The sequence below is a fragment of the Candidatus Zixiibacteriota bacterium genome (assembly GCA_018820315.1).
GTDB lineage: Bacteria > Zixibacteria > MSB-5A5 > JAABVY01 > JAHJOQ01 > JAHJOQ01.
Genome location: JAHJOQ010000040.1, coordinates 35,056 through 59,385, shown reverse-complemented (window position 1 = coordinate 59,385; position 24,330 = coordinate 35,056). Strand labels below are relative to the sequence as shown.

The 24,330-nt window shown below is 50.8% G+C and carries 15 protein-coding genes; 5 read left to right on the top strand and 10 right to left on the bottom strand.

Translation table 11 applies throughout. From position 1 onward, the window contains the following. Positions 1-7: 7 nt before the first annotated feature. Positions 8-259 carry a helix-turn-helix domain-containing protein gene (locus tag KKH67_03700; protein ID MBU1318282.1) on the bottom strand — a complete coding sequence of 84 codons (252 nt, stop codon included), beginning with the start codon at positions 257-259 and terminating at the stop codon, positions 8-10. Positions 260-841: 582 nt separating this feature from the next. Between KKH67_03700 and KKH67_03695 the strand changes: the two genes are divergently transcribed. Further along, positions 842-3,094: a TonB-dependent receptor gene (locus KKH67_03695; GenBank protein MBU1318281.1), complete on the top strand. Its 2,253-nt coding sequence runs from the start codon at positions 842-844 to the stop codon at positions 3,092-3,094. Between the two features lie 42 nt (positions 3,095-3,136). On the opposite strand, the gene KKH67_03690 is transcribed toward KKH67_03695, so the two are convergent. The 6 genes from KKH67_03690 to KKH67_03665 form a co-directional block, all read right to left on the bottom strand. Next, positions 3,137-3,799, bottom strand: a complete 663-nt coding sequence (locus tag KKH67_03690; GenBank protein MBU1318280.1) for an ABC transporter ATP-binding protein — start codon at positions 3,797-3,799, stop codon at positions 3,137-3,139. A gap of 10 nt (positions 3,800-3,809) precedes the next feature. Then, positions 3,810-6,242 carry an ABC transporter permease gene (locus KKH67_03685; GenBank protein ID MBU1318279.1) on the bottom strand — a complete coding sequence of 811 codons (2,433 nt, stop codon included), beginning with the start codon at positions 6,240-6,242 and terminating at the stop codon, positions 3,810-3,812. A 14-nt stretch (positions 6,243-6,256) separates the two neighbouring features. After that, positions 6,257-8,704, bottom strand: a complete 2,448-nt coding sequence (locus KKH67_03680) for an ABC transporter permease (GenBank protein MBU1318278.1) — start codon at positions 8,702-8,704, stop codon at positions 6,257-6,259. Between the two features lie 33 nt (positions 8,705-8,737). After that, positions 8,738-11,116 (bottom strand): ABC transporter permease, encoded by a 2,379-nt coding sequence (locus tag KKH67_03675; protein MBU1318277.1) that lies wholly within the window; start codon positions 11,114-11,116, stop codon positions 8,738-8,740. Beyond that, a complete protein-coding gene (locus tag KKH67_03670) occupies positions 11,109-11,798 on the bottom strand; it encodes an ABC transporter ATP-binding protein (protein MBU1318276.1) in 690 nt (229 codons plus the stop codon). Before KKH67_03670 ends, KKH67_03675 begins: the two co-directional genes overlap by 8 nt. Before the next feature lie 64 nt (positions 11,799-11,862). After that, the gene (locus tag KKH67_03665; GenBank protein ID MBU1318275.1) at positions 11,863-13,119 is read right to left on the bottom strand and encodes an HlyD family efflux transporter periplasmic adaptor subunit; all 1,257 of its coding nucleotides are present in this window, start codon (positions 13,117-13,119) and stop codon (positions 11,863-11,865) included. A gap of 246 nt (positions 13,120-13,365) precedes the next feature. On the opposite strand from KKH67_03665, the gene KKH67_03660 reads away from it, so the two are divergent. The 4 genes from KKH67_03660 to KKH67_03645 all read left to right on the top strand — a co-directional run bounded on the left by KKH67_03660 (position 13,366) and on the right by KKH67_03645 (position 19,667). Further along, positions 13,366-14,742, top strand: coding sequence for a sigma-54 dependent transcriptional regulator (locus tag KKH67_03660; protein MBU1318274.1), 1,377 nt, complete (start codon positions 13,366-13,368; stop codon positions 14,740-14,742). After that, positions 14,732-16,084, top strand: a complete 1,353-nt coding sequence (locus KKH67_03655) for an ATP-binding protein (GenBank protein MBU1318273.1) — start codon at positions 14,732-14,734, stop codon at positions 16,082-16,084. Before KKH67_03660 ends, KKH67_03655 begins: the two co-directional genes overlap by 11 nt. Positions 16,085-16,362: 278 nt before the next feature. Further along, on the top strand, positions 16,363-18,318 hold the full coding sequence (locus tag KKH67_03650; GenBank protein ID MBU1318272.1) for a PAS domain-containing protein: 1,956 nt from the start codon (positions 16,363-16,365) through the stop codon (positions 18,316-18,318). Then, the gene (locus KKH67_03645; GenBank protein MBU1318271.1) at positions 18,315-19,667 is read left to right on the top strand and encodes a sigma-54 dependent transcriptional regulator; all 1,353 of its coding nucleotides are present in this window, start codon (positions 18,315-18,317) and stop codon (positions 19,665-19,667) included. Before KKH67_03650 ends, KKH67_03645 begins: the two co-directional genes overlap by 4 nt. A gap of 373 nt (positions 19,668-20,040) precedes the next feature. Here KKH67_03645 and hemE read toward each other — a convergent pair whose 3' ends face one another. The 3 genes from hemE to hemA all read right to left on the bottom strand — a co-directional run bounded on the left by hemE (position 20,041) and on the right by hemA (position 24,156). Next, positions 20,041-21,063, bottom strand: coding sequence for a uroporphyrinogen decarboxylase (hemE, locus tag KKH67_03640; GenBank protein MBU1318270.1), 1,023 nt, complete (start codon positions 21,061-21,063; stop codon positions 20,041-20,043). Further along, entirely contained in the window at positions 21,054-22,349 is a 1,296-nt protein-coding gene (hemL, locus tag KKH67_03635; protein ID MBU1318269.1) for a glutamate-1-semialdehyde 2,1-aminomutase, read from the bottom strand. Before hemL ends, hemE begins: the two co-directional genes overlap by 10 nt. Positions 22,350-22,863: 514 nt before the next feature. Next, positions 22,864-24,156, bottom strand: a complete 1,293-nt coding sequence (gene hemA / locus KKH67_03630) for a glutamyl-tRNA reductase (protein MBU1318268.1) — start codon at positions 24,154-24,156, stop codon at positions 22,864-22,866. Positions 24,157-24,330 lie beyond the last annotated feature (174 nt).

Genomic DNA, 24,330 nt, shown 5'->3' with positions numbered 1-24,330 from the left:
TTGGATACTAAGCGCGAATCATAACGGGAGCCGATTCATCGGTTCCCGTTTCTGTTTTGTTGAGATCGTAGCGTCTGTTGTTCGGTCCCTGCCTTCGATCCTCCAGACCTCTCAGAGAACCAGGTTCCCATCTTGAAAGCCATTTGCCGACTGTCCTGGGAGTCGTATTGAATGCTCTGGCCGCAGGTTTGACTCCATGCTCCCGGGCATATCTGACCATCTCGTAGCGAGGCCATTTTGGGTCTTTACTTAACCGCATATTTGTGTAATATCCTATTGGGCACATATCTCCATCCCTGGTGGCTGTCTTTTTGGTTGAATACAATCAACCAGGACATGGGGGATGTGTCCACTTGTTTTGAGTCTGTAGCAGGTAAGTCTCCGTTCGCTACGCTCTCTCCGACTTACCTGCTCTTGAACCATTCCCTTACCAATCTCTTTCCATCCTGACCCCAGATCAGAGGGCTTGTTGAAAAACCCCAAACGCTGTCATTGCGAGCGAAGCGTGGCAATCTCCGCATTTCACAATAGCTTTGATTGACATAGAGATCGCCACGTCGCTTCGCTCCTCGCGATGACGACGTTCCACGGTCCGTGACTTTTTCAACATGCCCCAGAAGGGGGGTACCTTTTAGGTTCCGACTCCCAGAAAGTTGCGACAGATGACTTGTGAAACAGGCGATTATATATTAAATTGCTGATGTTTGCGTAACAGATCCGTCTGCGCTGGATGAGGAGACATCGACCCACAGCTCATGAGCTGAGAATCGATCGAGTTCACGAAATGACACCGCGTCTATTAGCTCTGCTTCTGGCATACTTGCTTTTATACGAGCCGGTAATGTCTCAGACACTCCACTCGATTGAAGGGAGAGTCCTCGACCTGACTACCCGTAGGCCGATTGCAGGCGCTACGATAGAAATCGATGGAAGGTCCATTCTCAGCGCTGCCGATGAGGATGGCAGATTTATCATCTCCGATCTCGATTCGGCAGAATATCAAGTATCCGTATCGCATGTGGGGTATCACGAAGTTATCCGCTATGTGTCTCTTCGAAGGAATGCTACCGGGCATATTGCGATATTCCTTGAACCGAGGACGATTCCCGTTGACGGCATCACAGTGACGGCGACGCCTTTTTCCGAAGACAAATTCGTCGTGCCTGCCGGAGTGTCGGTCACTCCGAGAGAGAAGTTCGCCGAACGGTTCGCAACGACTACCGCAGAGGTTCTCCGCGAGGAACCGGGCGTGCTCGTGCAGAAGACTACTGCCGGTCATGGTGCGCCTATAGTGCGCGGTCTTATCGGCAAGCATGTTCTGCTGCTCTACGATGGTGTTCGCCTGAACAAGCCGACGTTTCGATCCGGGGGTAATCAATATCTGAACACTATCGATCTCGGTTCACTCGAGAAGATTGAATTGCTCAGAGGACCGTCATCGGTTATGTACGGCAGTGAAGCGATGGGGGGCACAATCAATCTGATTCCGATGCGGGCGCCCTCTGCCGGGGAGGGAGTCAGGCTTCATCCGAGATTCTGCAGCCAATATTCGAGTGCAGATAATGGCAGAAGCGTTCACATGAATTTGAACGGAAACTACAATCGTGTGTCTGCATCCATTGGTGGGACATACAGGAAGGTCGGGGACCTTCACGCAGGAGGAGAAATCGGTGACCAGGTACCGACAGGATGGGAGGAAACTGCCATACGCACCTGTGCTTCCTACCGCATTGCTGATCGGACCACTCTGAAACTCGACTACCTGGCAGTCAGGCAGAACAATGTCCCCAGATATGACAATTATGTGACGGGCGACTATCAGCAATATGTCTACGATCCGCAGGATCGAGATCTCGGTGTATTGACTATCGAATCGAAGTTACTCTGCTCATTCGTTCATTCAGTGCGTCTGAATGTATCTTATCAAAGAGAGATTGAAGGCAGAATTCAGCAGCGCACCGGCAAATCGGACATCACCACGGATATGGACAGGATAGCGACCTGGGGCAACGCTTTCCAGATGTCCACGATGATTTTGCCTAGTCATTGGCTCAGCGTCGGGTGGGAATACTATTCCGACAAGATCAACAGCGAAAGATACACCGTCAGCAACGGCACAAAGACCTGTGAACGGGGTGCGTACCCAGATGATTCACGCTATCGATCGGCCGGATTCTTCATTCAGGATGAGTACACTATCAGGCGTCGGCTGCGTTTCACACTCGGAGCGAGATACAGCTATTTCGAAATGGAATCGCCTCTCGAAGATCCATTTGGACTCTTCCTGGAATCGTATCAAAACCTGACCGGAGCTGCCGCGCTCTGCTATGAGCTTCTGCCGACTGCAAATCTTATGGCAAGCTGGTCTCGAGGATTCCGCGCGCCGAGTTTGAACGATGCTGTAGTCCTTAAGAAATCGAGTAGCGGAGTCGATGCCCCGAGTTTCGGTTTGAATCCGGAAATCAGCAGCAACTTCGAAGCAGGCGTCAAACTTCAGAGATCATCTATGAACGGCAGCCTCCTTCTGTACTACAATCAGCTCAGTGGTCTAATCGATCGAAAGCCGGGTGTTTACGACGGAAAGACATTCTATGATGAGAATGGCGATGGAGAGAAAGACCCCAGTGAGTACGATATATACCAGCGGACTAATGTCGGGGATTCTCGCATCTATGGGTTCGAATTTGATTATGCGGCGTGGATCACTCGCACGCTGGAGCTACGCGCGAATAGCTTCTGGACATTCGGCGAGAATCAGACTGACCATGAACCTCTGAGCAGAATTCCCCCGCTGATGGGGATGTTATCACTCAGAGCACACACGAGTATGAACTCCTGGATTGAGGGGTATGTGCGTGCGGCGGGATCGCAAAGGCGGCTCTCCCAGCGTGATATCGACGACACCCGCATTGCGGAGAATGGCACACCGTCTTGGGCTACACTCAATCTGCGTTCAGAGATCAGGTTTGGTGACATTACTCTTAATGCTGGAATACAGAACATCACTGACTCAGAGTACAAGGAGCATGGCTCCGGTGTATATTCCGCAGGACGATCGTTTTCGATTTCGCTACGAATGGAACCTGAGTGGTGAGATCCTGCTCCGCAGTTCAGGATACAAGTGATCCTGACAATGTTACTTAGTGATCCAACCGTCAAGTAATCTAACAACTCTCTTGCTGCAGGCTGCGCATTCATCGGAATGCGTGACCTGGATGATCGTTGTGCCGTCGTAGTTAAGTTTCTTCAGCAACTCCATGATCTCTTTGCCCTGAGCGGAATGAAGACTGCCGGTGGGTTCATCAGCCAAAATCAGCTTTGGCTCCGAAATCACAGCGCGTGCCACTCCGACCAACTGCTGATGGCCGCCTGACAGTTGACTCGGAAACAGATCTTTCTTGCCGACAATCTGGAATCTGTCCAGAATATCGCAGACCCTGCTTTTCCGCTCGGCTGACTTGATCTTCTGATACAGAAGCGGCGTCTCCAGATTCTCGTACACTGTCAGGTCATCGATCAGATGATAGGCCTGGAAAATAAACCCGACGAATTCCTTATGGAGCTGCGAACGTCGCTTGTCGCTCAGTTGATGGACGGCCTCACCGGAAAGATAGTATTCACCCTCGGTTGGGTCATCGAGCATGCCGATGATGTGCAGAAGCGTTGACTTGCCGGCACCGGACGGCCCCATGATCGTAACAAACTCCCCCGCATCTACTGCGAGGTCGATTCCTCTGAGAACGTGTGTTGTCACCGACTTGGTCGTATATCGCTTTGTGATGCCCTTCATGCGTATCATAACTCTATCCTCATTCATGCTTCAGTGAATCAACCGGATTGGTCCTTGCAGCCTTAAATGCCTGAGAGCTTACGGTGATCAAAGCAATTGTCAGAGCAACTGAGCCCGCCAGCAAGAATGTCTCGATACCGATGTTCGTGCGATATGCGAAATTCTGCAACCAGTGGTTCATGAAATGATATGCGACAGGCCATGCAATGATGTTTGCGATGGTCACCAGAATCAGGAATTCTTTCGAGATCATGGCTACTATTCCGGACGCCGTTGCCCCGAGCACCTTTCTGATCCCAATCTCTTTGGTTCTTTGCTCAGCGGCAAATGATGCCAGGCCGAAAAGCCCAAGACCTGCAATCACAATAGCAAACGCAGAAGAATAGCCGATGACTTGTTCCCACCGGCGCACATCACGATATTGCATGGCGACGTGCTCATCCACGAATGCGTAATCGAAGGGCTTGTCCGGAGCGGCGATTCGCCATTCTTTCTCCAGTTGGTAAAGCGTAGACTGGATATTCTCAGGAGAGATTCTGACGAGAATGTTGGAGATAGACATCTTCGAGTTCAGATGAAGGACGACCGGCGTGATCTTTCGGCGCAGTGATCCGAAATGAATGTCCGATATCACTCCGACAATTGTCGGGTCAATGGAATCGCGCATAACATCTCTACCCCAACCGGTCAGTGGCTCGCCGACTGCGCGGTCCAGGCCGAATTCTCTCACGAGTGTTTCGTTGACTATGATCGCTCCGGTTGCATCGATTGGAAGACATCCGGAGAAATCTCGTCCGTCTACAAGTTCTGCCCCAACAATAGCAATAAAATCGGGATCGACCCTGTAAGCGAGCGCCGTACGAGACTCCCCGTTCGCCATCCAGCCCTCTTGATCATATCCTCTGCTGAACGAGTAGTCCATTCCCGTAACACCGGTAACCGAGGGAACTCCCGCGAGGCGATTCCTGTATCGTGAAAGCAGCTTCTCGCCTTCGTCCCCCCACCCCGTATATGTCGGGATCGATAATAGCTGATTGGAATCGTATCCGAGATCCGTGTCCCGTATGAATTGCATTTGGCTTGACATTACTGCAGTCGAGGCTACGAGGAATATCGACAGCGCAAACTGCAGCACGACGAGTCCGCGCATGACGAGATTTTTGTTACCCACAGTACTCCGACCGCGCAGTGCGTCGACGACACCGAGTTTTGACATGACAAGGGCCGGATAGCAACCGGCCAATAAGCCTACGATAACCGCTATCACTAGCAGGCTGACTGGCGTTTCAATGCCGGAGAAGAGGCCGATTGACAAATGTTTGCCAGAAAGAGAGTTGAATACCGGAAGAAGGAGCTCGGCAAGTGCCACGCCCACGATCATAGCTACAAAACTAAGCAGTTGGGTCTCGGTCATGAACTGCCCCGCAAGTTGGGTTCTGTTTGCGCCGAGAGCTTTCCGAGCACCGACTTCGAGAACCCGTGCGGTCAGTCGGCCGATTGCGAGTGTGGTGAAGTTTATGCAAGCCATAAGCAGTATCAGAAGAGCGATTCCTGCGAGGATGTAAGATCTCTCAGGAGTGCTGCTGCTGCCGATGCCATATTTGCTGTGAGGATTGAGATGCATATCTCGCAGTGGCTGAAAGCCGAGGAAGTGGGGATACTCCCTGGTTTCACCATTGCTATCGATCGTTGTGGGAGGCGTGTTGTATCCACGCATCCTTGCGAGGAATTCAGGTATCGCCTTTTCGAGTTGTTCTGCCTCCAGCGGGTCTGAGATCTGAACGTATGTCACGCAGGAACTGCTGTTCCATTTGTTCGATAACCGCTGATAATCGGGATGTCTTTCGATGGGGATTAGAAAGCTGAAGTCAATGGTCGAATTATCCGGAGGTTGCTTTGAAACAGCAGTCACCGTGTATTCGGACGGCTCACCTCCCAGCGAGAGTGTAAGTGTTTTTCCGAGAGGATCGTCATTCCCGAAATACTTGACAGCGATCTCTTCATTGATTACAACGGAGTACGGCTCCTTCAGCGCGCTGATCGAATCTCCCGCGAGCAGCGGAAATGAGAACATCTGAAAGAACTCGTCATCTACACAACGCACGTCCTCTCCGAATATCTTATCGCCGTACTTCACCACAGCAGGAGGTGCCCACAGGATTCTAACGGCTCTTTCCACCTGCGGAAAGTTTTGCATGAGAGCTGGTCCGACCGGTGTGGCGACTACCGTACCGCCGCGTATGCTCGCATCCTGCTCTTTCGTGCAGTCGATCACTCTGTAGATTGTGTCAGCGTTTGTGTGAAATGAATCGAAGCTGCGCTCGTCCCTGATGAACAGCGATATGAGCAGCAGGCATGCAATCGCCACTGAGAGCCCGACGATGTTGATTGCAAAATGTACTTTCTGTCGGGCGAGTGACCGATAGGCTACTGTCAGATAGTTTCTATACATAGTCCCCATCGTTGTTATTCATGCCGCAGTGCATCCACGGGATTCGCCAACGCCGCCCTTGCGGCTTGATAAATAACGGTAAGCATCGCCACGGCCATTGTCAGCAATCCAGTAAACATAAATGCTGCTATGCTTATGCTGGTTCGATAAGCAAAGTGCTCGAGCCACCGGGTCATTACCAGGTACGCCAGCGGCCACGCGATTAGATTGCCGATCAATGCCAGTCTGGCGAAAAGGCCTATGAACATAGCGACAACTCGAGGTACAGAGGCACCGAAAGTCTTGCGAATACCGACTTCCCGCGTCCGTTTGGCCACCGATAGCGATGTCAAACCGAACAACCCAAGGCACGTTATGAGAACGGAGAGTATGGACGAATACTCCACAATGCGTTTCCACCGCTGCTCCGCCACATACTGGGAGTTGACTTCATCATCCAGAACTTTGTAGTCGAACGGCATCCCATTGCTGGCTTCAGACCATGCATGTTCGAGCATTGACAGCGTAGCCGGAATCCCCTCTCCGCTGATTCGCACGGCGATGTATCTGACGCTGCTCATATCGTCATGTCTCGGCATGTGCAGTACAAGAGGCTCGATCGACCTCTGGAGGGGGTAGAAATGGAAGTCCTCTACGACACCGACTATTGTTGCGCTGCCAAATCCCTTCGGCAGCTTCTGTCCGACCGCATCATCGAGACCAAATTCTCTTAGGGCAGTCTGGTTTATAATTATGGCATCGTTGCTGTCGGATAGGTAGTCGTCCGAGAAATTGCGACCGTCGACGACATTGATTCCCATTGTTGGAATGAAGTGAGGATCGATCCAATTCATATAGAAGTAATATGAATCGTCGGAGAGTTTGCTGGCGTAACCCGGTGCGGTGATGTTTTCTCCAATCAATGCATTCCATCCCTCTTCTTCCGCACTTAAATACAGCCATGACTCTCCAAACTGGTAGGTGTATCCGGTTACATCAACCACAGATGGCAGTCCTGCTACGCGGGATCGGAATCGCTCCAGCAGGCTCGCTGCATCCTCTTGTTCAGTACCGGTTGGAAACAGCACTACATGTTCTCTGTCATAGCCTAGATAGGCTCCTCCAACGTAATCCATCTGTGATGACATAATGAAAGTACCTGCGATCAGAAAGACGGAAATCACGAACTGGAAAACCACAAGACCCTGCACAATTCGATTCTTGCGACCGCGCAGCACCTCGCCAAGCATTGCCTCCACTGGTGATCGTTTGGACAACAAAAGTGCAGGATAAATGCCAGCCATGAAAGCAGTCAGCAGTGTCAGCCCAATAAGAACCGCCAGAAGTTTGAAATCCAGGATCATACTGAGAGTGAGATGTTTCTGTGCAAGATCATTGAACTTTGGAAGCAATGCCTCGGTAAGTATGACACCGAGAACGAGAGCGCCTATGCTCATGAGCAGCGACTCTCCCCAGAACTGCATCATCAGTCTGCCCCGCTGAGCTCCGAGGACCTTCCTGAGACCGATCTCACGCGCACGCGTGCCGGAGCGGCCTACGGCGAGCGTCATGAAGTTGATACATGCAATCACAAGCACCGCGAATGCAATAGCCGAGAGGATTATCGAGTAGATCGGATCACTGCTCGGGACCATCTCGCCATCCAGCTTTGGATTGAGATGTAACCGTAGCAAGGGCTGGAAATGGAAGGATATCAAATCTCCACTTTCATGGTGGCCTGACAGCTTTGTGATGTGAGCCGATATTCTCTCTTCAAGAGCAGACAAATCTGCGTCGGGAGAAACCTGAACAAAGGTAGAGAACAGGATCATGTTCCATGTTTGCAGGTAATCCTCCGGGATTGTGAATTTCAGAAGGTCGGTCGAAATCAGCATGTCATACTGAATGCTCGAATTGGACGGCGCACTCTCGATAATGCCGGACACGAGAAACTCGTGCTTTGTGTCTCCGAGTTGGATCGACAGCGTCTTGCCGACAGCATCATCGTCTCCGAAGAACTTCTCCGCCATCTCCGGAGTCAGAACCACAGATTCTGGATGCCCCAGAGGAGAGGCAGCATCTCCGCGAATGATCGGAAAGCTGAACATTGAAAAGAAGTCGGGATCGACATGCACAACCAACTGCGTAAATGACTTGTCATCTCTGGATACTACCAGTTGAGAACCGGAGACGCGGGTCGCACGCTCGATTTCGGGAAAGGAGGACTTCAATTCCGGCATCAGCAATGCAGATGTGGAAGTCGTGCCCTCAGACAATTCGCCGGATACGCCTTCAATCTGAATCATTCGATGGATGTGATCGGAATTCGCGTGAAACGTGTCAAAAGACAACTCATTTTGGACATACAGTGAAATCAACAGGCAGCACGCGATGCCTACCGATAGCCCCGTTATGCTGATTGCAGTATAGAGCGGACTCCGAATGAGACTTCGGTATGCAGTCTTCATGTAATTTCTTAACATGTTCCAATCCTGATAATAGGTGTCACTATATTGTCATTCGTGTCTCAATGATTCGACAGGATTTGCAAGCGCGGCCTTGATTGCCTGAAAACTGACCGTTATCAGCGCTACTGCCAGGGCAAGAGCGCCTGACAGTATAAGAGTGCTGAAACCGATGTCGTTTCTGTAGGGACAATTCTGCAGCCAGTTCCTCATCAGATAGTAAGCGACCGGCCACGCGATCACATTTGATACCGCGATGAGAATTGCATATTCTCTCGTCAGCAGCCGAACAATCTTGATCGTTGAAGCTCCGAGTACCTTACGGATGCCGATCTCTTTGGTGCGTTGTTGAGACGTGAATGATGCGAGTCCGAGCAAACCGAGACACGCGATTCCGAGCGACAACAGACAAGCGTATCCGAGAAGTGAGCCGAATTGCTGTTCTTTCCGGTACTGGCTCGCTATGTATTGATCGACGAAATTGAACTCGAACGGCCTACCGGGAATCAGTCGATTCCACTTATCTCTCATCGAAGCGATAGCACCCTGCATATCGTGTTTGTCTATTCTGACTATGGGAAAGTCGCATCGATCAGGATCGACTACCAGGACAAGCGGTTGTAGTCGAGTGCGAAGGAGTCGAAAGTGATAATCCTTCACCACTCCAATCACGCGATTATCGCGTAGCAGATCATCTCCGGCAAACGCTTCGATCCGTTTTCCGATCGGCGAATTCCACCCGAATCGTTCTGCCGCCATCTCGTTGATGATGAATCCGTTGACACCGCTTGTGCCGTTGTCAGTGAAGTCTCGTCCCTCTGCAATTATCAGTCCGAGCGTCCTCACGTAATCGCGATCCACGAACAGTGTCGGAAGATTGACCGGTTCGTCCGATCCTTCCGCGGCGTAACTCAAACCTCTGCAATCATCCCATCCAGGTATGTCGGAGGAGATGGTCATAGCTAATATCCGTGGATCGGTCAGAAACTCTCTTTTGAGAGTATCGTATTTGTCACCCGCAGAACCGCGAAGAACCGGCAGAACCACCAATTGGTCTTCATCGAAACCGAGTTCTTTGCTTGTTAGATAACTCATTTGACCGATAATCGTCAGAGTGCTGACCACCAGTATTATTGATATCGCAAATTGAAAGACAACAAGGCTTCGTCGCAATATTGATCGCTTCAAGCCTCCTCCTCCGGAAGGTCTGACGGAATCGACAGGTTTTATTGCAGAAAGATAGAATGCGGGAAATCCTCCGGATATGACCGCCACAATCAGGGTCGCGAAGATAAGGCATGTCACTATCATGGGATTGCTGAGGTATCCGAGATTCAATTGTGAACCGGCAACCGAATTGAATACGGGCAACAACACTTCCGCCATAACAATCGCAAGGCATGACGCAATCACCGAAAAAAGCAGCGATTCTACAAGGAACTGCCGCATGAGGTTGCTCTGTGCCGCCCCGAGCACTTTTCTCACTCCCACTTCTCTTGCGCGATCCGCGTAGCGTGCCGTCGACAGGTTGATGTAGTTGATGCACGCTATCAAGAGAATGAACAAGCCGATAGCGAGGAATATGTACAGATTCTGAAGGCTCATCGGAGGTCCCATCTCTCCACCATAGTCGGAATGCAGGTGGATGCTTGTCAACGGCTGCAGCCAATAATCTATTTCAGCCGTTTGGCTATCTTCACGGTACTTCCTCACCAGAGAGGGAAATCCTGCCTTGATCTCAGATGGATGGTGAGACTTCCCAAGGAGTACGTAGGTCCAAACCGCTTCGTCCCAGTGGCCCCTGAAGCCGGAAGATCGCTGCAGAAGTGTCTCGATTGAAACAGCAATGTCGAACTTGATGTGAGAGACGTCGGTGATGTTCTCGAGGATCCCCGTCACAGTGAGCTGTGTTTCGTTTTCCAGTGTTAACGTTCTTCCGATAGGATCAGCATCACCGAAGTATTTTCGAGCAACTTCTGCAGTCACAACCGCCGTGTTCGGCTCTCTCAGCGCAGTAGCCGGATTTCCTCTGAGAAGATTGAACGAGAATACATCGAACAGATCGCCATCCACATAGCACATGTTTGATTCTCTGAATATCTTGTCTTCGGACCGGAGTATTGCGCCGGCCATGACGAACCGTACCGCCTTCTCGACTGCCGGCATCTCTGCAAGCATAGCAGGTGCAAGAGGCGTACCGGTGGTTACACGTTGCCGGCAGAAGCCGTCGGGGCGGCTCATCCGCTCGGCGACCCGATAGATTCGATCTGCATTGGCGTGGAATCTGTCGAAACTCAGATGCGAAATAACGAACGTACAGATCAGTAGAAAACATGCCATCCCGGTCGCAAGCCCCGCAATATTAATGAAAGAGTATGCCTTCTGCCTCGAGATACTGCGCAGAGCGACTATCAGATGGCTTCTAAACATGGAAAGCGTTTCTGATATTCTCGGTAACTATCTGACCATCGAACAAGTTGATCAAACGGTGGCCAAATTCTGCGTAAGCGGGAGAGTGTGTCACCATGACAATTGTCGTGCCGGCTTCGTTGAGCGAACTGAGCAGACTCATGACTTCGTCGCCGTGTGCGGAGTCAAGGTTGCCTGTTGGCTCGTCGGCAAGGATGACTTTTGGGTCAGATACGACTGCGCGAGCGACAGCAACTCTCTGCTGCTGCCCGCCAGATAACTGCTGCGGGAAATGATTCTTGCGCGCCATGATCTCCATCTGCTCGAGCACCGCCATGACTCGCTGTTTTCTTTCTTGTCCGTGCGTTCCGAGATAGAGCAGCGGGAGTTCTACGTTTTCATATACGGTTAACTCATCTATGAGATTGAAGCTCTGGAACACGAAGCCTATGTTGCCCTTGCGAACTCCTGCTCTTTGCCGCTCGGATAGCTTTGATACGTCCTTGTCGAGGAAAAAGTACTCTCCCGATGTAGGATTGTCCAGCATTCCGAGCAGATTCAGAAGCGTCGACTTGCCACATCCCGACGGCCCCATTATTGCAACGAATTCGCCCGCCTTTATCTCGACATTGATATCTCTAAGTGCGGTAGTCTCGACTTCTTCTGTTGTGTAAATTCTGTAAAGGTTGTTCGTACGTATCATTGTCTATCTCCGTATTAGTATCTTTCAGATTCGGTCGCCTTGCATAGATAGGCGACGGCGTATACTATTGGTCTTTGAATATCAGCTTATCATAATCTCCAAAGTTATCGTAGGATGATGTGATGACTTTCTCTCCCGGCTCCAGATGTTCCAGCACCTGGTAGACCTGCGGGTTGTACATGCCGAGTGATATGTTTCTCTTAGTCGCGAATCTTCCCGACTTATCGACCACGTAAACCCAGTTGCCGCCGGTCTTCTGGTAGAAACCTCCTCTTGCAAGCATCACGGCGTCGGCTAAGTCGCCGAGGGCAAGCCTGATTTGAACGGTCTGTCCCCTGCGAATTCCATCCGGTTCCGGCCCGTTGAATTCCATGTCGATTTGGAAACGCCCCTCTCTGACTTCGGGATAGACTTTTCTGATTATCAGATCATATTCTTCGCTGGCTATCTTGACTGTGCCTTCCTGTCCCTTGCTGATTCGCGAGATGTAGTATTCATCGACAGCGGCTCGGATTTTGAATCCATCGAGTATGTCAATCTGACCGAGTCGTTCGCCCCGCGATTTCGATTCTCCGATTTCTGCGATCAGCGAAGTGAGCTGTCCGGCGACCGGTGCTCTGAGAACAAGATTGTCGAGTTTGCTTTTTACAACTTCAAGATTCGCCTGCATCCTTTCGACAGAAACTTCAAGCTGGCTTATCTGAATTGCACGCAGGATGGAATCCTGTCTCTGGGTCTCGAATGTGAGGTCTCGCCTGCTGGTCCAGTATTCAAAATCATCTCTCGCCTGCTCGAATTCATCTTCAGAAATCAGATTCTTCTCTTTCAGACCGACTGACTGATCGAACCGCCTTTTTGATTTCTGGATTTGATACTCGATCTCTACAAGCTGACCGCGCAGAGTCAGACTGTTCTGCTCTATTGCCAGTCTCGTATTTCTAAGATTGTTGATCTGCTCGAAGAGTTGTGCCTCGCGATACATTATATCGAGGTGAAGATCGGTATTGTCAAGCCGCATAATACTGTCGCCCGCATTTACAAATGAACCTTCCTCAAGGTATGTCTGCTCGACTCTTCCCCCTTCAGAGGCGTCGAGATAGAATGTGCTGATCGGCATGACTGTGCCGTTGATCGGGATATACTCCTGAAACTTTCCGGAAATAACCTCAGAGATGGTGATCTTCTGGGAATCGATCTTCAACGTCGAGCTTCCGCTCGTCGAATAGAACACATAGACAAGAAGGAATACAATCAGGCCAGTGACTGAAAACAGCGCGATCCTTTTGGGGGGCCATTTCTTCTTTTGAATAGGTCTATCCATCCAAGTGACCAATTCCTTTTCGATTACGGATTTCTGTCTATACTATGGTATAAGCAATACGAATGCCTACAATTGTAAGATGCAGTATGACAATATGTTATATCTCACAAGCTCGAAAACAGTGTCCGATTCTGCAACAAATAGTGTTCGTTTTCGTACAGGATTGAAGAGATTTCCCTTTCATTACATATAGGCGGAATCTACATTGCGGATATTCGAGAGTGAGCGAGGAGGATTTCAAAACTCGTGACTGAGATTGATGCCCGAATACTGGTTGTGGATGATGACGAGGATGTCCTTCAGGCAGCACGCATCTTTCTGAAGCAGCATCTTAAGGAAGTCCACACCGAAACCGATCCATCCAGGATTCCAGACCTCCTTACTGCCAGAGACTACTCGCTTATATTGCTCGATATGAACTTCTCTGATGATGTCAGCAGCGGTCGGGAGGGTTTTCACTGGCTGGAGCAGATTCTTCAAGTAGATCCCTCCGCTGTTGTGATACTGATCACAGCTTACGGTGATGTTGAGATGGCGGTCCGGGCGATCAAAGAAGGCGCGACTGATTTCGTGCTGAAGCCGTGGCAGAATGAGAAGCTACTGGCGACGATATCTGCCGGCCTGGACTTGAAACGCCTGCGCACTCAGGTAGCGAGCCTGAAGACTCGCGAGAAAATGCTATCCGACGACATTGACCGAAAGTTCAGCGATTTTATAGCCTCCTCATCGGTCATGCAAGAAGTGTTCACAACGATCGAGAAGATCGCGGGCACCGATGCCAATGTGCTTATTCTTGGGGAGAATGGCACCGGAAAAGAGCTGGTCGCGCGGGAGATTCACAGGCAGTCAAAACGTGCAAATGAAGTCTTCATATCGGTCGACATGGGAGCAATTACAGAGACTCTCTTCGAAAGTGAACTCTTCGGCCACAAGAAGGGCGCATTCACCGATGCAAGGGAGGATCGATCCGGACGTTTCGAGATAGCATCCGGAGGCACGCTTTTCCTCGACGAAATCGGGAATCTCCCGCTTCCGCTGCAGGCAAAACTTCTATCGGTTCTGCAGAATCGTCAGGTTACGCGGATCGGCTCGAATGCAAGCATTCCGATAGATATCCGACTGGTCTGTGCGACCAACTTGCCTATCCACAGCATGGTAGCGGAGGATCGATTTCGGCAGGATCTTCTCTACAGGATTAACACTGTCGAGATTAGAATCCCCCCGCTGAGACAGCGGGGCGAAGATATCCATTTGCTGGTCGAGCATTTTCTTGAGATATTCTGCAAGAAGTATGGCAAGAGCAGGTCGAGAGTCCTGGTCAGCGCGTTGAAACGACTTGAGAAATACGACTGGCCCGGAAATGTGCGCGAGCTGCAGCATGCTGTTGAACGAGCAGTAATTATGAGTGACTCCAACACCCTGGGGCCGGGAGATTTCTTCCTTGCATCCAGGGAAACGAGGGGGAAGAACCATGCGTTCGACAGTTCCAACCTTGAGGAAGTGGAGCGGGAAGTTATCAGGAACGCTATGATTAAGCATGACGGAAATGTTTCCCACGCAGCCAAGGAACTGGGTCTGACGAGAACATCTCTCTACAGAAGAATGCGAAAACATGACTTATAGACTTTTTCGCGCAGTCTGCGTCACGAGGGTGATCTTTCTGGCGGCTTCGATCTACCTGATCATCTATCTCCTGACAGAAACCACACTCTATGCCACGAGCCTGATTGTCGGTGTTGCCATCGTATTGCAGATTATGTCACTTATCCACTATATAGAAGAGACAAATCGTGGATTGACTCGATTTCTACTGTCCATCAAGTATTCAGATTTTTCACAGAGTTTCTCCAGGAGTGCCAAGGGCAAGTCTTTCGAGGAGCTGAACGAGGCTTTTTCGAGTGTAATCGCCGAGTTTCAGAAAGCCCGCACGGAGAAGGAAGAGCAGTATCGCTATCTCCAGACAGTTGTCCAACACATCGGTCTCGGAATCATGTCCTATGACAAAGATGGCAATGTCGACCTGATCAACAACGCAGCGAGGCGACTTTTCGGCCTGCCGAGCCTGCGGAACATCAGCAATCTGAAAGCTGTCTCTGAGAAGCTTGCAAAGACTCTGCATGAATTGAGATCGGGGGATAAGGCTCTGGTGAAAATCGAGCTTCCAACCGAAACGCTTCGTCTGAGCATTTATGCTACCGAATTCAGGCTTCACAATCAGACGATGAGACTCGTGTCCATGCAGAATATCGAGAGTGAACTTTCCGAGCAGGAGATGGAAGCTTGGCAGAAGCTGATTCGAGTTCTGACGCACGAGATAATGAATTCCGTCACACCGATTGCTTCACTGGCTTCGACAATCGATGATATTGTCAAGAGATCGGGTACAGAATCCGCCGAATCTGAACTATCTGAGGATGCTCGAAATGATATCCAGGATGCTGCCACAACGATCGAGAAGCGAAGCAGAGGGCTGCTGCGCTTTGTTGCAGCATATAGAAGTCTGGCTCGCATCCCCAAACCCAACATTCAGTTGGTTTCTGTGTCGGACTTACTCAGAAGAGTTGGTCAACTGATGGCTGAGCAATCGGAGTCTCATAGTATTGACCTGAAAATCAAGATCGAGTCTCCAAACATCCAGCTTAGGGCAGACCCGGAACTGATCGAGCAAGTGCTTATCAACCTCGTGCTGAACTCAATCCATGCACTCGCCGACAAACAGAATCCCTCTATTGAACTGAGATCCGGCCTGGACAGTCGCGGCAGGGCGGTCATCACTGTTGCTGATAATGGTCCTGGAATCGACAGCGAAGTCATTGACAAGATTTTCACGCCATTCTTTACGACGCGGAAGGATGGTTCAGGTATCGGGTTATCTATCTCACGACAAGTTATGCGATTACACAAAGGGGGCATCAGCGTCAAATCGACTCCCGGCAACGAGACTGCCTTCACACTGAGATTCTAATCACATAGATTGCAAACCACACACCGTCACACGCCGGATGTGAGCTCCGGAGCAATCCGCAATAATCCTGATTTGAAGGAACATCCTGCGAAAAAGGCCATTCTATGGTAGAAACATGGATATATGGTATGTTTTGTCTATGGAGTTGCATAAGTGCCCGACAAACAGTATGAATGCTGTTGCATTTCCCCGAAAAAGATGTAAATAGGTGACGTATTTTGTCGCAATCAGAATCCGAGGGGATTTTCCAAAACAGAATGAATGCCAAATAAGCTGATATGAGTGAACCTGAAAACCTGACACCCAGCCAGAGACAATCGGCAGTATTCTCCGACGAGAAGAAGCTTACCTACAGACTGCTTCTCAAGGCAGTGGTCGCCATTTCATCCCTGTTTGTCATCATACTTCTCGCAGCCGGGTTTATTATCGATAGACGATATTCTGAACAGAAGCGACTGGAGATGGATCGGCAGGTGGAAACGATCACAGACGTCTTTGAATCGATCATGCTGGATGAATCAGGCAACAAGAAGGAGCGTGCGCAGGCATATCTCGAAAAGATAGGACAGGACACAATCTTCAATGCGCTCCGTATGGTCTCTCTCGACACCACTGTCGTATTCTCAAAGGACTCAGCGGAGCTCGGGAAGAAGCTTCATCTCCTGTCAATCCCGGACTGCAAGTCCTGCCACGCGCTCGTCTCCAGACCCGAAGAACGTGAATTGATTTACCTTTCTGATGAAGGAGTTCGAACTTATCATTTTGTGAAGCCGATCGAGAACCAGCCGCGATGTGCGCTGTGTCATCTGGATGAATCGAAACGACGCGGCACACTCGTTGTGGATTTCTCGCTGGCACAGCTCGACAAAGACATTCTCGCCACTCGCGTCAATCATTTAATGATATTTGGGTTTCTCCTCGTGGTAGTGTCGGTTTCGGTCTATTTCCTCCTGCGCCTTGTTGCATACAAGCCGTTGGTAGCGATCGCTGGGAGGCTCAAGCGGATCGCCGGAGGAGATTTCTCGAGAGTACCCTCAAATCCCAGAAGTGATCTTACGGGTTTCATCGGATATCAAATCGATGAGACTGCAGGCCAACTGGAGCGGCTCTATGAGGACCTGGAACTTCGGGTCGAAGAACGCACTCAATCTCTGAGGGAGTCACAGAGTGCGCTGGAAGAAGAGAAGAACAAGCTCCAATTCATTCTGGAGCATTCGCCTCAGGGGCTTCTTGGACTAACAAAATCAGGACAGATTCGTTTTGCGAATAGACAGTTCTGCAAACTGGTTGGATCAAACTGCGATGCGCTGCTCAATCGAGCGGTTGATGATTTCGAGCTGTTACGCCAGATATTTCGCGGCGAAGCGGTCCGTCGAGCTCTCAGCTCAAGCGAGGTTGCTTCGGGAGTAGAGCTCGTGAACGCCGGTGGCGACGATCCACGATACTTCGAGGTCAGCGCGTTGATGGTAAGCGGTGAGACGGATGAATCCCTGCTGGTGATGCTGGCCGATATCACCGAACAGCGGCAGATGATGCAGAATCAGGAACGCCATGAGCGACTTGCATCGATCGGGCAGCTTGCAGCAGGTGTCGCGCATGAAGTTGGCAATCCACTTGCGGCCATATCGTCACTCGTTCAGATAACACAAAAGATCAGTGACCCCGAAAAACAATCGCACAATCTCGATCTCATTACTTATCATATAGACAGAATCAGAAAGATTGTGCGCAACCTCTCGGATTTTGCACGGGTTCCTGACGAGAGAATGATCGCCACCGACATTATCGAAATTGTAAGAGGGGCGATCGAAATTGCGAGTTTTGATGCCAGAGCTAAGAATGTCTCCATCAAATTCAACTATCCACCCGCTCGGATTATGCTGGAGGTTCGCCGCGATCAACTTGTACAAGCGATTATGAACGTTATCATAAATGCGTTCGATGCAATGGAAGACGTGCAGCACCCAAGTCTGAGTGTGCTAGTCGAGTCCACCGATAGCGACAGAGAGGTCGTGATTTCCGTAACCGACAACGGCGAAGGGATCAGAACCAATGATGCCAAGCAGATATTCGAGCCGTTCTACTCAACCAAACCGGTCGGCAAGGGTACCGGCCTCGGTTTGTCTGTCACTTATAGAATTATCACCGACATGGGGGGAGAGATTACGGCGAGAAGCAGGCCCGGTGAAGGCGCCACCTTTTTGATCAAACTGCCGAGAAAGAGGTCGCATTGAGCATCAAATCCGCAAGGGTCATGATTGTCGAAGACGAACAGGACGTTCGGGAACCGCTCGCTGAGTACTTGCGAACTGTCGGAATGAGCGTGACAACCGCCGCTGACGGCAGGGACGCTCTCATGAAGCTCAAGACAAGGAAGATTGACGTCGTTATCTCAGATATCAAAATGCCAAACATGGGCGGCATGGAGCTTCTTGAGCATCTGCGGTCGGACTACCGCGACATCGATGTCATCATGTTCACTTCATTCGGAACGGTCGAAACGGCTGTAGAGGCAATCAAGTCGGGCGCGCAGGATTATGTATTGAAGCCGATTGTATTCGAGGATATCCAACAGAAAATTGAACGGATCATGTCGAATCGTCCAGACGGGACAACAGCCTCCGCAAAGACTGCGGCAGCTGAGCAGTTTGCTATCGATAAGATAATCGGAAGCAGCATACAAGTGCAGGGGCTGAAAGAGTTGATCAAGCGAGTTGCCAGGGCCGATTCTCATGCGTTGATAATCGGTGAGAGTGGCACCGGCAAGGAGCTTGTCGCAAAAGCACTTCATTTCGAATCTAATCGCAAGAGTCATCCATTCATCGCTGTCAACTGCGCGGCAATTCCGGAGCAGTTGCTTGAATCTGAGTTTTTCGGACATTCCGCAGGAGCATTCACGGGTGCTATTGCTGAAACAAAGGGCGTTTTCGAGTCCGCGCACAAAGGTACTCTGTTTCTTGACGAGATCGCATATCTGCCATTGCCGATGCAGGCAAAACTTCTCCGGGCTATCGAGGAGCGCGAAATCACTCCAATCGGAAAGACCAAACCGGTGTCTATCGATCTTACGATCGTCTCAGCCTGTGCGAAGGACTTGCGAGAGCAGGTTGCCGAGGGGACTTTCCGCGAGGAGCTTTTCTTCAGGCTGAACATCATCGAGATCGCTGTTCCTCCGTTGCGCCGCAGAACGGGCGACATTCCGGAACTTGCAGAGTTTTTCCTGAAAGAAACAACTGAACGAATCGTCTCGCCTGTTCGAAGTTTCTCGCTGGTAGCGATGACCGCTCTGGAAAATCACAGATGGCCGGGCAATATTCGCGAGTTGCGGAATGTGGTGGAACGCGCAGTCGTGATGTGCAACGATGAGGAGATTCAACTGCAGAATCTCCCCGATGATATCACTCTAAATGTTCCGGAGCAGAATCGAACGACGGAGTACAAGACCGCTGTGAAGAGTTTCGAGAAGGATCTGATCTTAAAGACTCTTACACACTGCGACAATGACAAGAGACTCGCCGCGAAAATCCTCGGGATAGGTCTCTCTTCCCTTTACCGCAAGCTTGAAGAATTCGGAATCGAGTAGTGAACAGGCAGAACCCTTCGAAGCTCAGGGCTTGCCGCTCCGCTTCGCTACGGGATTCTGCCCTGCTTCTGAAATAGAAAGCGCAGAGCTATGTCAAACCGTTGAAAGGGCTTGTTGAAAAACCCTAAATGATGTCATAGCGAGCGAAGCGTGGCAATGTCGTCGTATTATGCGCGGGCAGGAATCCTTTCCTGCCCGATTTATTCAGCTGTCAGGAAGGGGTTCCTGACAGCGCAGAGGAAAAAGATCGCCACGTCGCTTCGCTCCTCGCGATGACCACGTTCCGCGGTCAGTGACTTTTTCAACACGCCCGAAAAACGGTATATAGGAAGCAGGAAGATAGGCTTTGCTACGGAAATCTGACCGACACGCACTAACGATAGTTGTGGACTGTATCGACGAGTGCCTGGACTGCTTCGATCGGTGTCTCCGGCAGGATTCCGTGACCCAGATTAAATATCAATCGATTCGGATTCTTGATGCTGTCAATGATACGTTTAGTCTGCCTGACGACGTTTTCCGTGGTGCCGAACAGCACGGAAGGATCGAGATTCCCCTGCACTGATTTCCCCGGCAGAGACTTCGCGGCGTCGGAGATTTCCATGCGATAGTCAACCCCCACAACCTCGCAATCGATATCTCTGACAATATCTATGTACGGTGCGAGATTGTTGACGAATAGTATTCGCGGGACTTTCTTGTTGGCAAGCTGACTGAATATCTTTTCGACCGGTCTTGCTGACCACCGCAGATAGTCGTCATTCGACAGTATGCCCCCCCAGCTATCGAAGACCTGCACAACATCGGCGCCTGCGTCGATCTGCGCTTCAAGATAACGTGCGACCACATCGGTGAGCAGCTCTAGCATTTCCTCTGCTGCTTTAGGGTGCTGATAAATGAATTTCTTTGCGTTGTTGAAATTCTTCGATGCCTGCCCCTCGATCAAATAGGAGGCCAGCGTAAATGGCGATCCGGCAAAGCCGATCAACGGCTTTCCGGCGAGGATCTTCTTTATCTCGCGTATGCCATCGAACACGAACGAGAGTTCTTTCTCAATATCAAAATCGGAAAGTCTTTTTACATCTTTGGGCTCGTTGATAGTGAATTCAAGCTGTGGTCCACCCTCCGGGAAATCGACCTTGACTCCCATCGGTTCGAACGGAGTCAGAATATCAGAGAATAGAATTGCGGCATCAAGATCGAATCTCTCTATCGGTTGGCGAACCACCTCGGCAATAAGCTCAGGCGAGCGGCATAACTCAAGAAAGGAGACTTTCTTACGGACACTGCGATACTCCGGCAGATACCTTCCTGCCTGACGCATTATCCAGATAGGGATTCTACCATCATTACGTCCGTAACAGGCTCGGATAAAACTGCTATTCTCTATGACCACTCGTGAGCTTCCTCTCTGATTAGCGATGCAAGTTTGGCGGCGGCGTCCGTCAGCATCTCATCGGTGTGAGCAGCAGATATGAAGCAGACTTCGTAACCTGATGGTGGCATATAGAGTCCGCTGTCGAGAACTTTGCTGTGCATGCGATTGTAGTGAGATATTCCATCTTTGCTGATAGCTTCGGCTGATCGCGGCAGGTCGCGCTGAAAGACAATCCAGAACATGGATGCCACACCGGCAATGTTTATCGCGCTGCTGTCAAGCTGTGACGTAACTTCACTTACAAACTTTCTATTCTTCTGCTCAAGTTTGCTGTGTATGCGACCGTCGGCAAGCTTCTTCAATGTAGTCAAGCCTGCAACCATAGCAACCGGGTTTCCCGACAGCGTCCCCGCCTGATAGACCGGGCCATCTGGCGAAAGCAAATTCATGACATCGGCACGACCGCCAAATGCACCAACCGGCATGCCGCCACCGATAATTTTGCCGTATGTCAGCAGATCGGGGCTTATACCGTAATATGCCGCCGCGCCCCCCACTCCAACGCGGAAGCCGGTGATGACTTCGTCAAATATCATCAGCGCGCCATGTTTTTCGGTGAGTGATCGCAGAAGCCGCACGAAATCGTGTCGCTGCACCAGCAGTCCGTTGTTCGCGGGAATTCCCTCGATGATCGCAGCCGCCAGCCTGTCACCATGCTCCGCGAAAAACTTTTCGAGTGCCGCATCGTCATCGAGAGGCAGAACCGCAGTCTGTCCGGTCATCGCATCGGGAACGCCTGCCGATGATGGCTGTCCGAAAGTAACCAGCCCCGATCCGGCGCTGACCAGCAGGTGGTCACTGTGTCCGTGATAGCAGCCGTCGAATTTGAGAATCAGATCACGCCTGGTGAATCCTCGCGCGAGACGAATCGCAGACATCACGGCTTCGGTGCCTGACGAGACGAATCTGACTTTCTCGACAGCGTCGATGCTCCCGACAATGAACTCCGCCATTTGGCATTCGAGCTCGGTCGATGCGCCGTAGGTCATTCCCTTGTCGACTTGCTGTTTGACTGCCGCGACAACATCAGCGTCGGCGTGGCCGAGAATGAGTGGTCCCCATGAGCAACAGAAGTCGAGATAACGATTACCGTCGACATCGACCAGATATGCACCTTCGCCACGTTCGATGAAGCGCGGAATGCCTCCAACCGATTTGAATGCTCGCACGGGAGAGTTGACACCTCCCGGCATTACCTTCTTCGATAACTCCAACAATCTCTCAGATTTTTCCGTGCTTGACATGTCTCATTCCGTGTTTGAGCCTCTGGTTCTGTGATCCTGCTCTCTAAGTATAGTTATCAGCTCTATCTGTCAATCCCAATCGTGTATTGCATCTGAACAGGCGATATTGTCTGTGCGTTCCCGAATGCATGCATTCGGGCAGATGTGGACAGGCCTCCTGAGTCCCGAAGGATCTACCGCGCACACACCCCAAGTACAGCGCGAAGCGCTGTCATACCGATGAAAGGGCATGTTGAAAAACCCTAAATGATGTCACTGCGAGCGAAAAGCCCGAAAATCGGTATCCAGCAACATAGCCCACCGCTGTCAGGAATCCTTTCCTGACAGCTACGTGAATCGTGCAGGAAAGGATTCCTGCCCACGCAGAATATGCTGAGATTGCCACGCTTCGCTCGCAGTGACGCGGTTTGGGGTATTTCAATAAGCATTGTGTCAGGATCTCCTTACTTACGTTCGGACCTGCTCCTCGCTCCGCTTGAGACAGGCAGGGATCCTGACCTACAACTGCAGAAAATCATACGGCTTTCTTATGCTTCGCCTTCCTCGGTTGCGGGAATAACTCGCCGAAACTGAGATCGGACTGAACTTCGACAAGGAAGTTGGAGAGCATCTTCGCCGGCTGGAATGATGAATGGCCGATTAGTTTTGTCACAAGGCGAGTGACAGCCATCCGCTCCTCACGACCGAGCGCCTTTGCCCTCTTGTCGAACAGATCGTCGAGAGCCTTCTCAGCCAGTTGAAGCGCCTCTTTGTAGCTGTTGTAGAAAATCGGCTTTATCGATGTCTCTATCTGACTCGACAGAAATTGATTCACCGAGGATCGCACGATCTCGTTGGCTTTGCTCGCCTCTACAAATTTGTTGCGCAACGAACCCTTCCCTTTCGATTTCAGCATCGGGATGTCGATCAGTTTCACCAGGCCGCTATCGTTGAAATCGATCGAGAAATCTCGCGGCACAGCCAAGTCGATGCAGACTACTGGCGAACCGAGATGATTGAGCTTGTCGAGAAATGCCGAATCGAAAACCGGCTCTGTCGCGGCTGTCGATGACACCACCGCTTGAACCGGACCCGGATTCTCCCGAAAATCATCGAGAGTCATCGCCGTGCCGCCAAACTGTTCGGCGAGTATTTTTGCGCGTTCAATAGTACGGTTCACGAATACGAGATTGCCACCGAGCGAACCGTTGATATACTTCGCGATCTTGGTGCGCATAGCATCGGAACCGATCAGCGCGATCAGCGGATTCTCTTCTGATCCGAGCGCTTCCTGAAGTTCGTAAGTAGCAAGCGACGCCATCGATAGCGCGCCTTCGCCAATCGATGTTTCTCTCTTGACTTTTCGCGCCACATTCAACGCCTCACTGATTAGCTTTTCGAGAGCTGGGCCGCATAGACCGGACTCGGCAGCCTCCTGATGAGCGGTCTTTACCTGACCGGCGATTTGGGTTTCGCCGATTACGAGCGAATCGAGGGAGGAAGTCGTCCGAAAGATATGCGTGACAGCTTCGCGGCCTGTGTAATGATAAAAATCGTTGGGGAAGAAGCTCGTTTTGCGGCTTCCGACGAAGAAAAAGTCTATCAATCGGTGCAGCAGATTGGCTCCGCGCCATTCCCCTTCGCCGGAGGTCAAATAGATGAATTCGACCCGGTTGCAGGTGGCGATATAGACGAGTTCCTCAAGATCAAGCGCGGCCTTAAGTCGTGGCAGGACATCGCGTGTGTCGTCCCGATTGACTGTGAGGCATTCCAGGAGCGGCATGTTCTGTTGCCAGATCGAGGTGCCAATTATCCCTAATTCACTCAAGCTGTTTCTCTCCCTGACATTGTTGTCGGCATCTTGCGGGAGAACATACTACAAGATTTGATTTGTTTGTCATGGGAGTGTCACAGATGGAGAAAAAAGTCACAAAAACTGGTGACCAGGAGGCAGGCGCGCTGTGAGGATGGGAATCCCGACAGCGAAGCGTAGCGGGCAGGA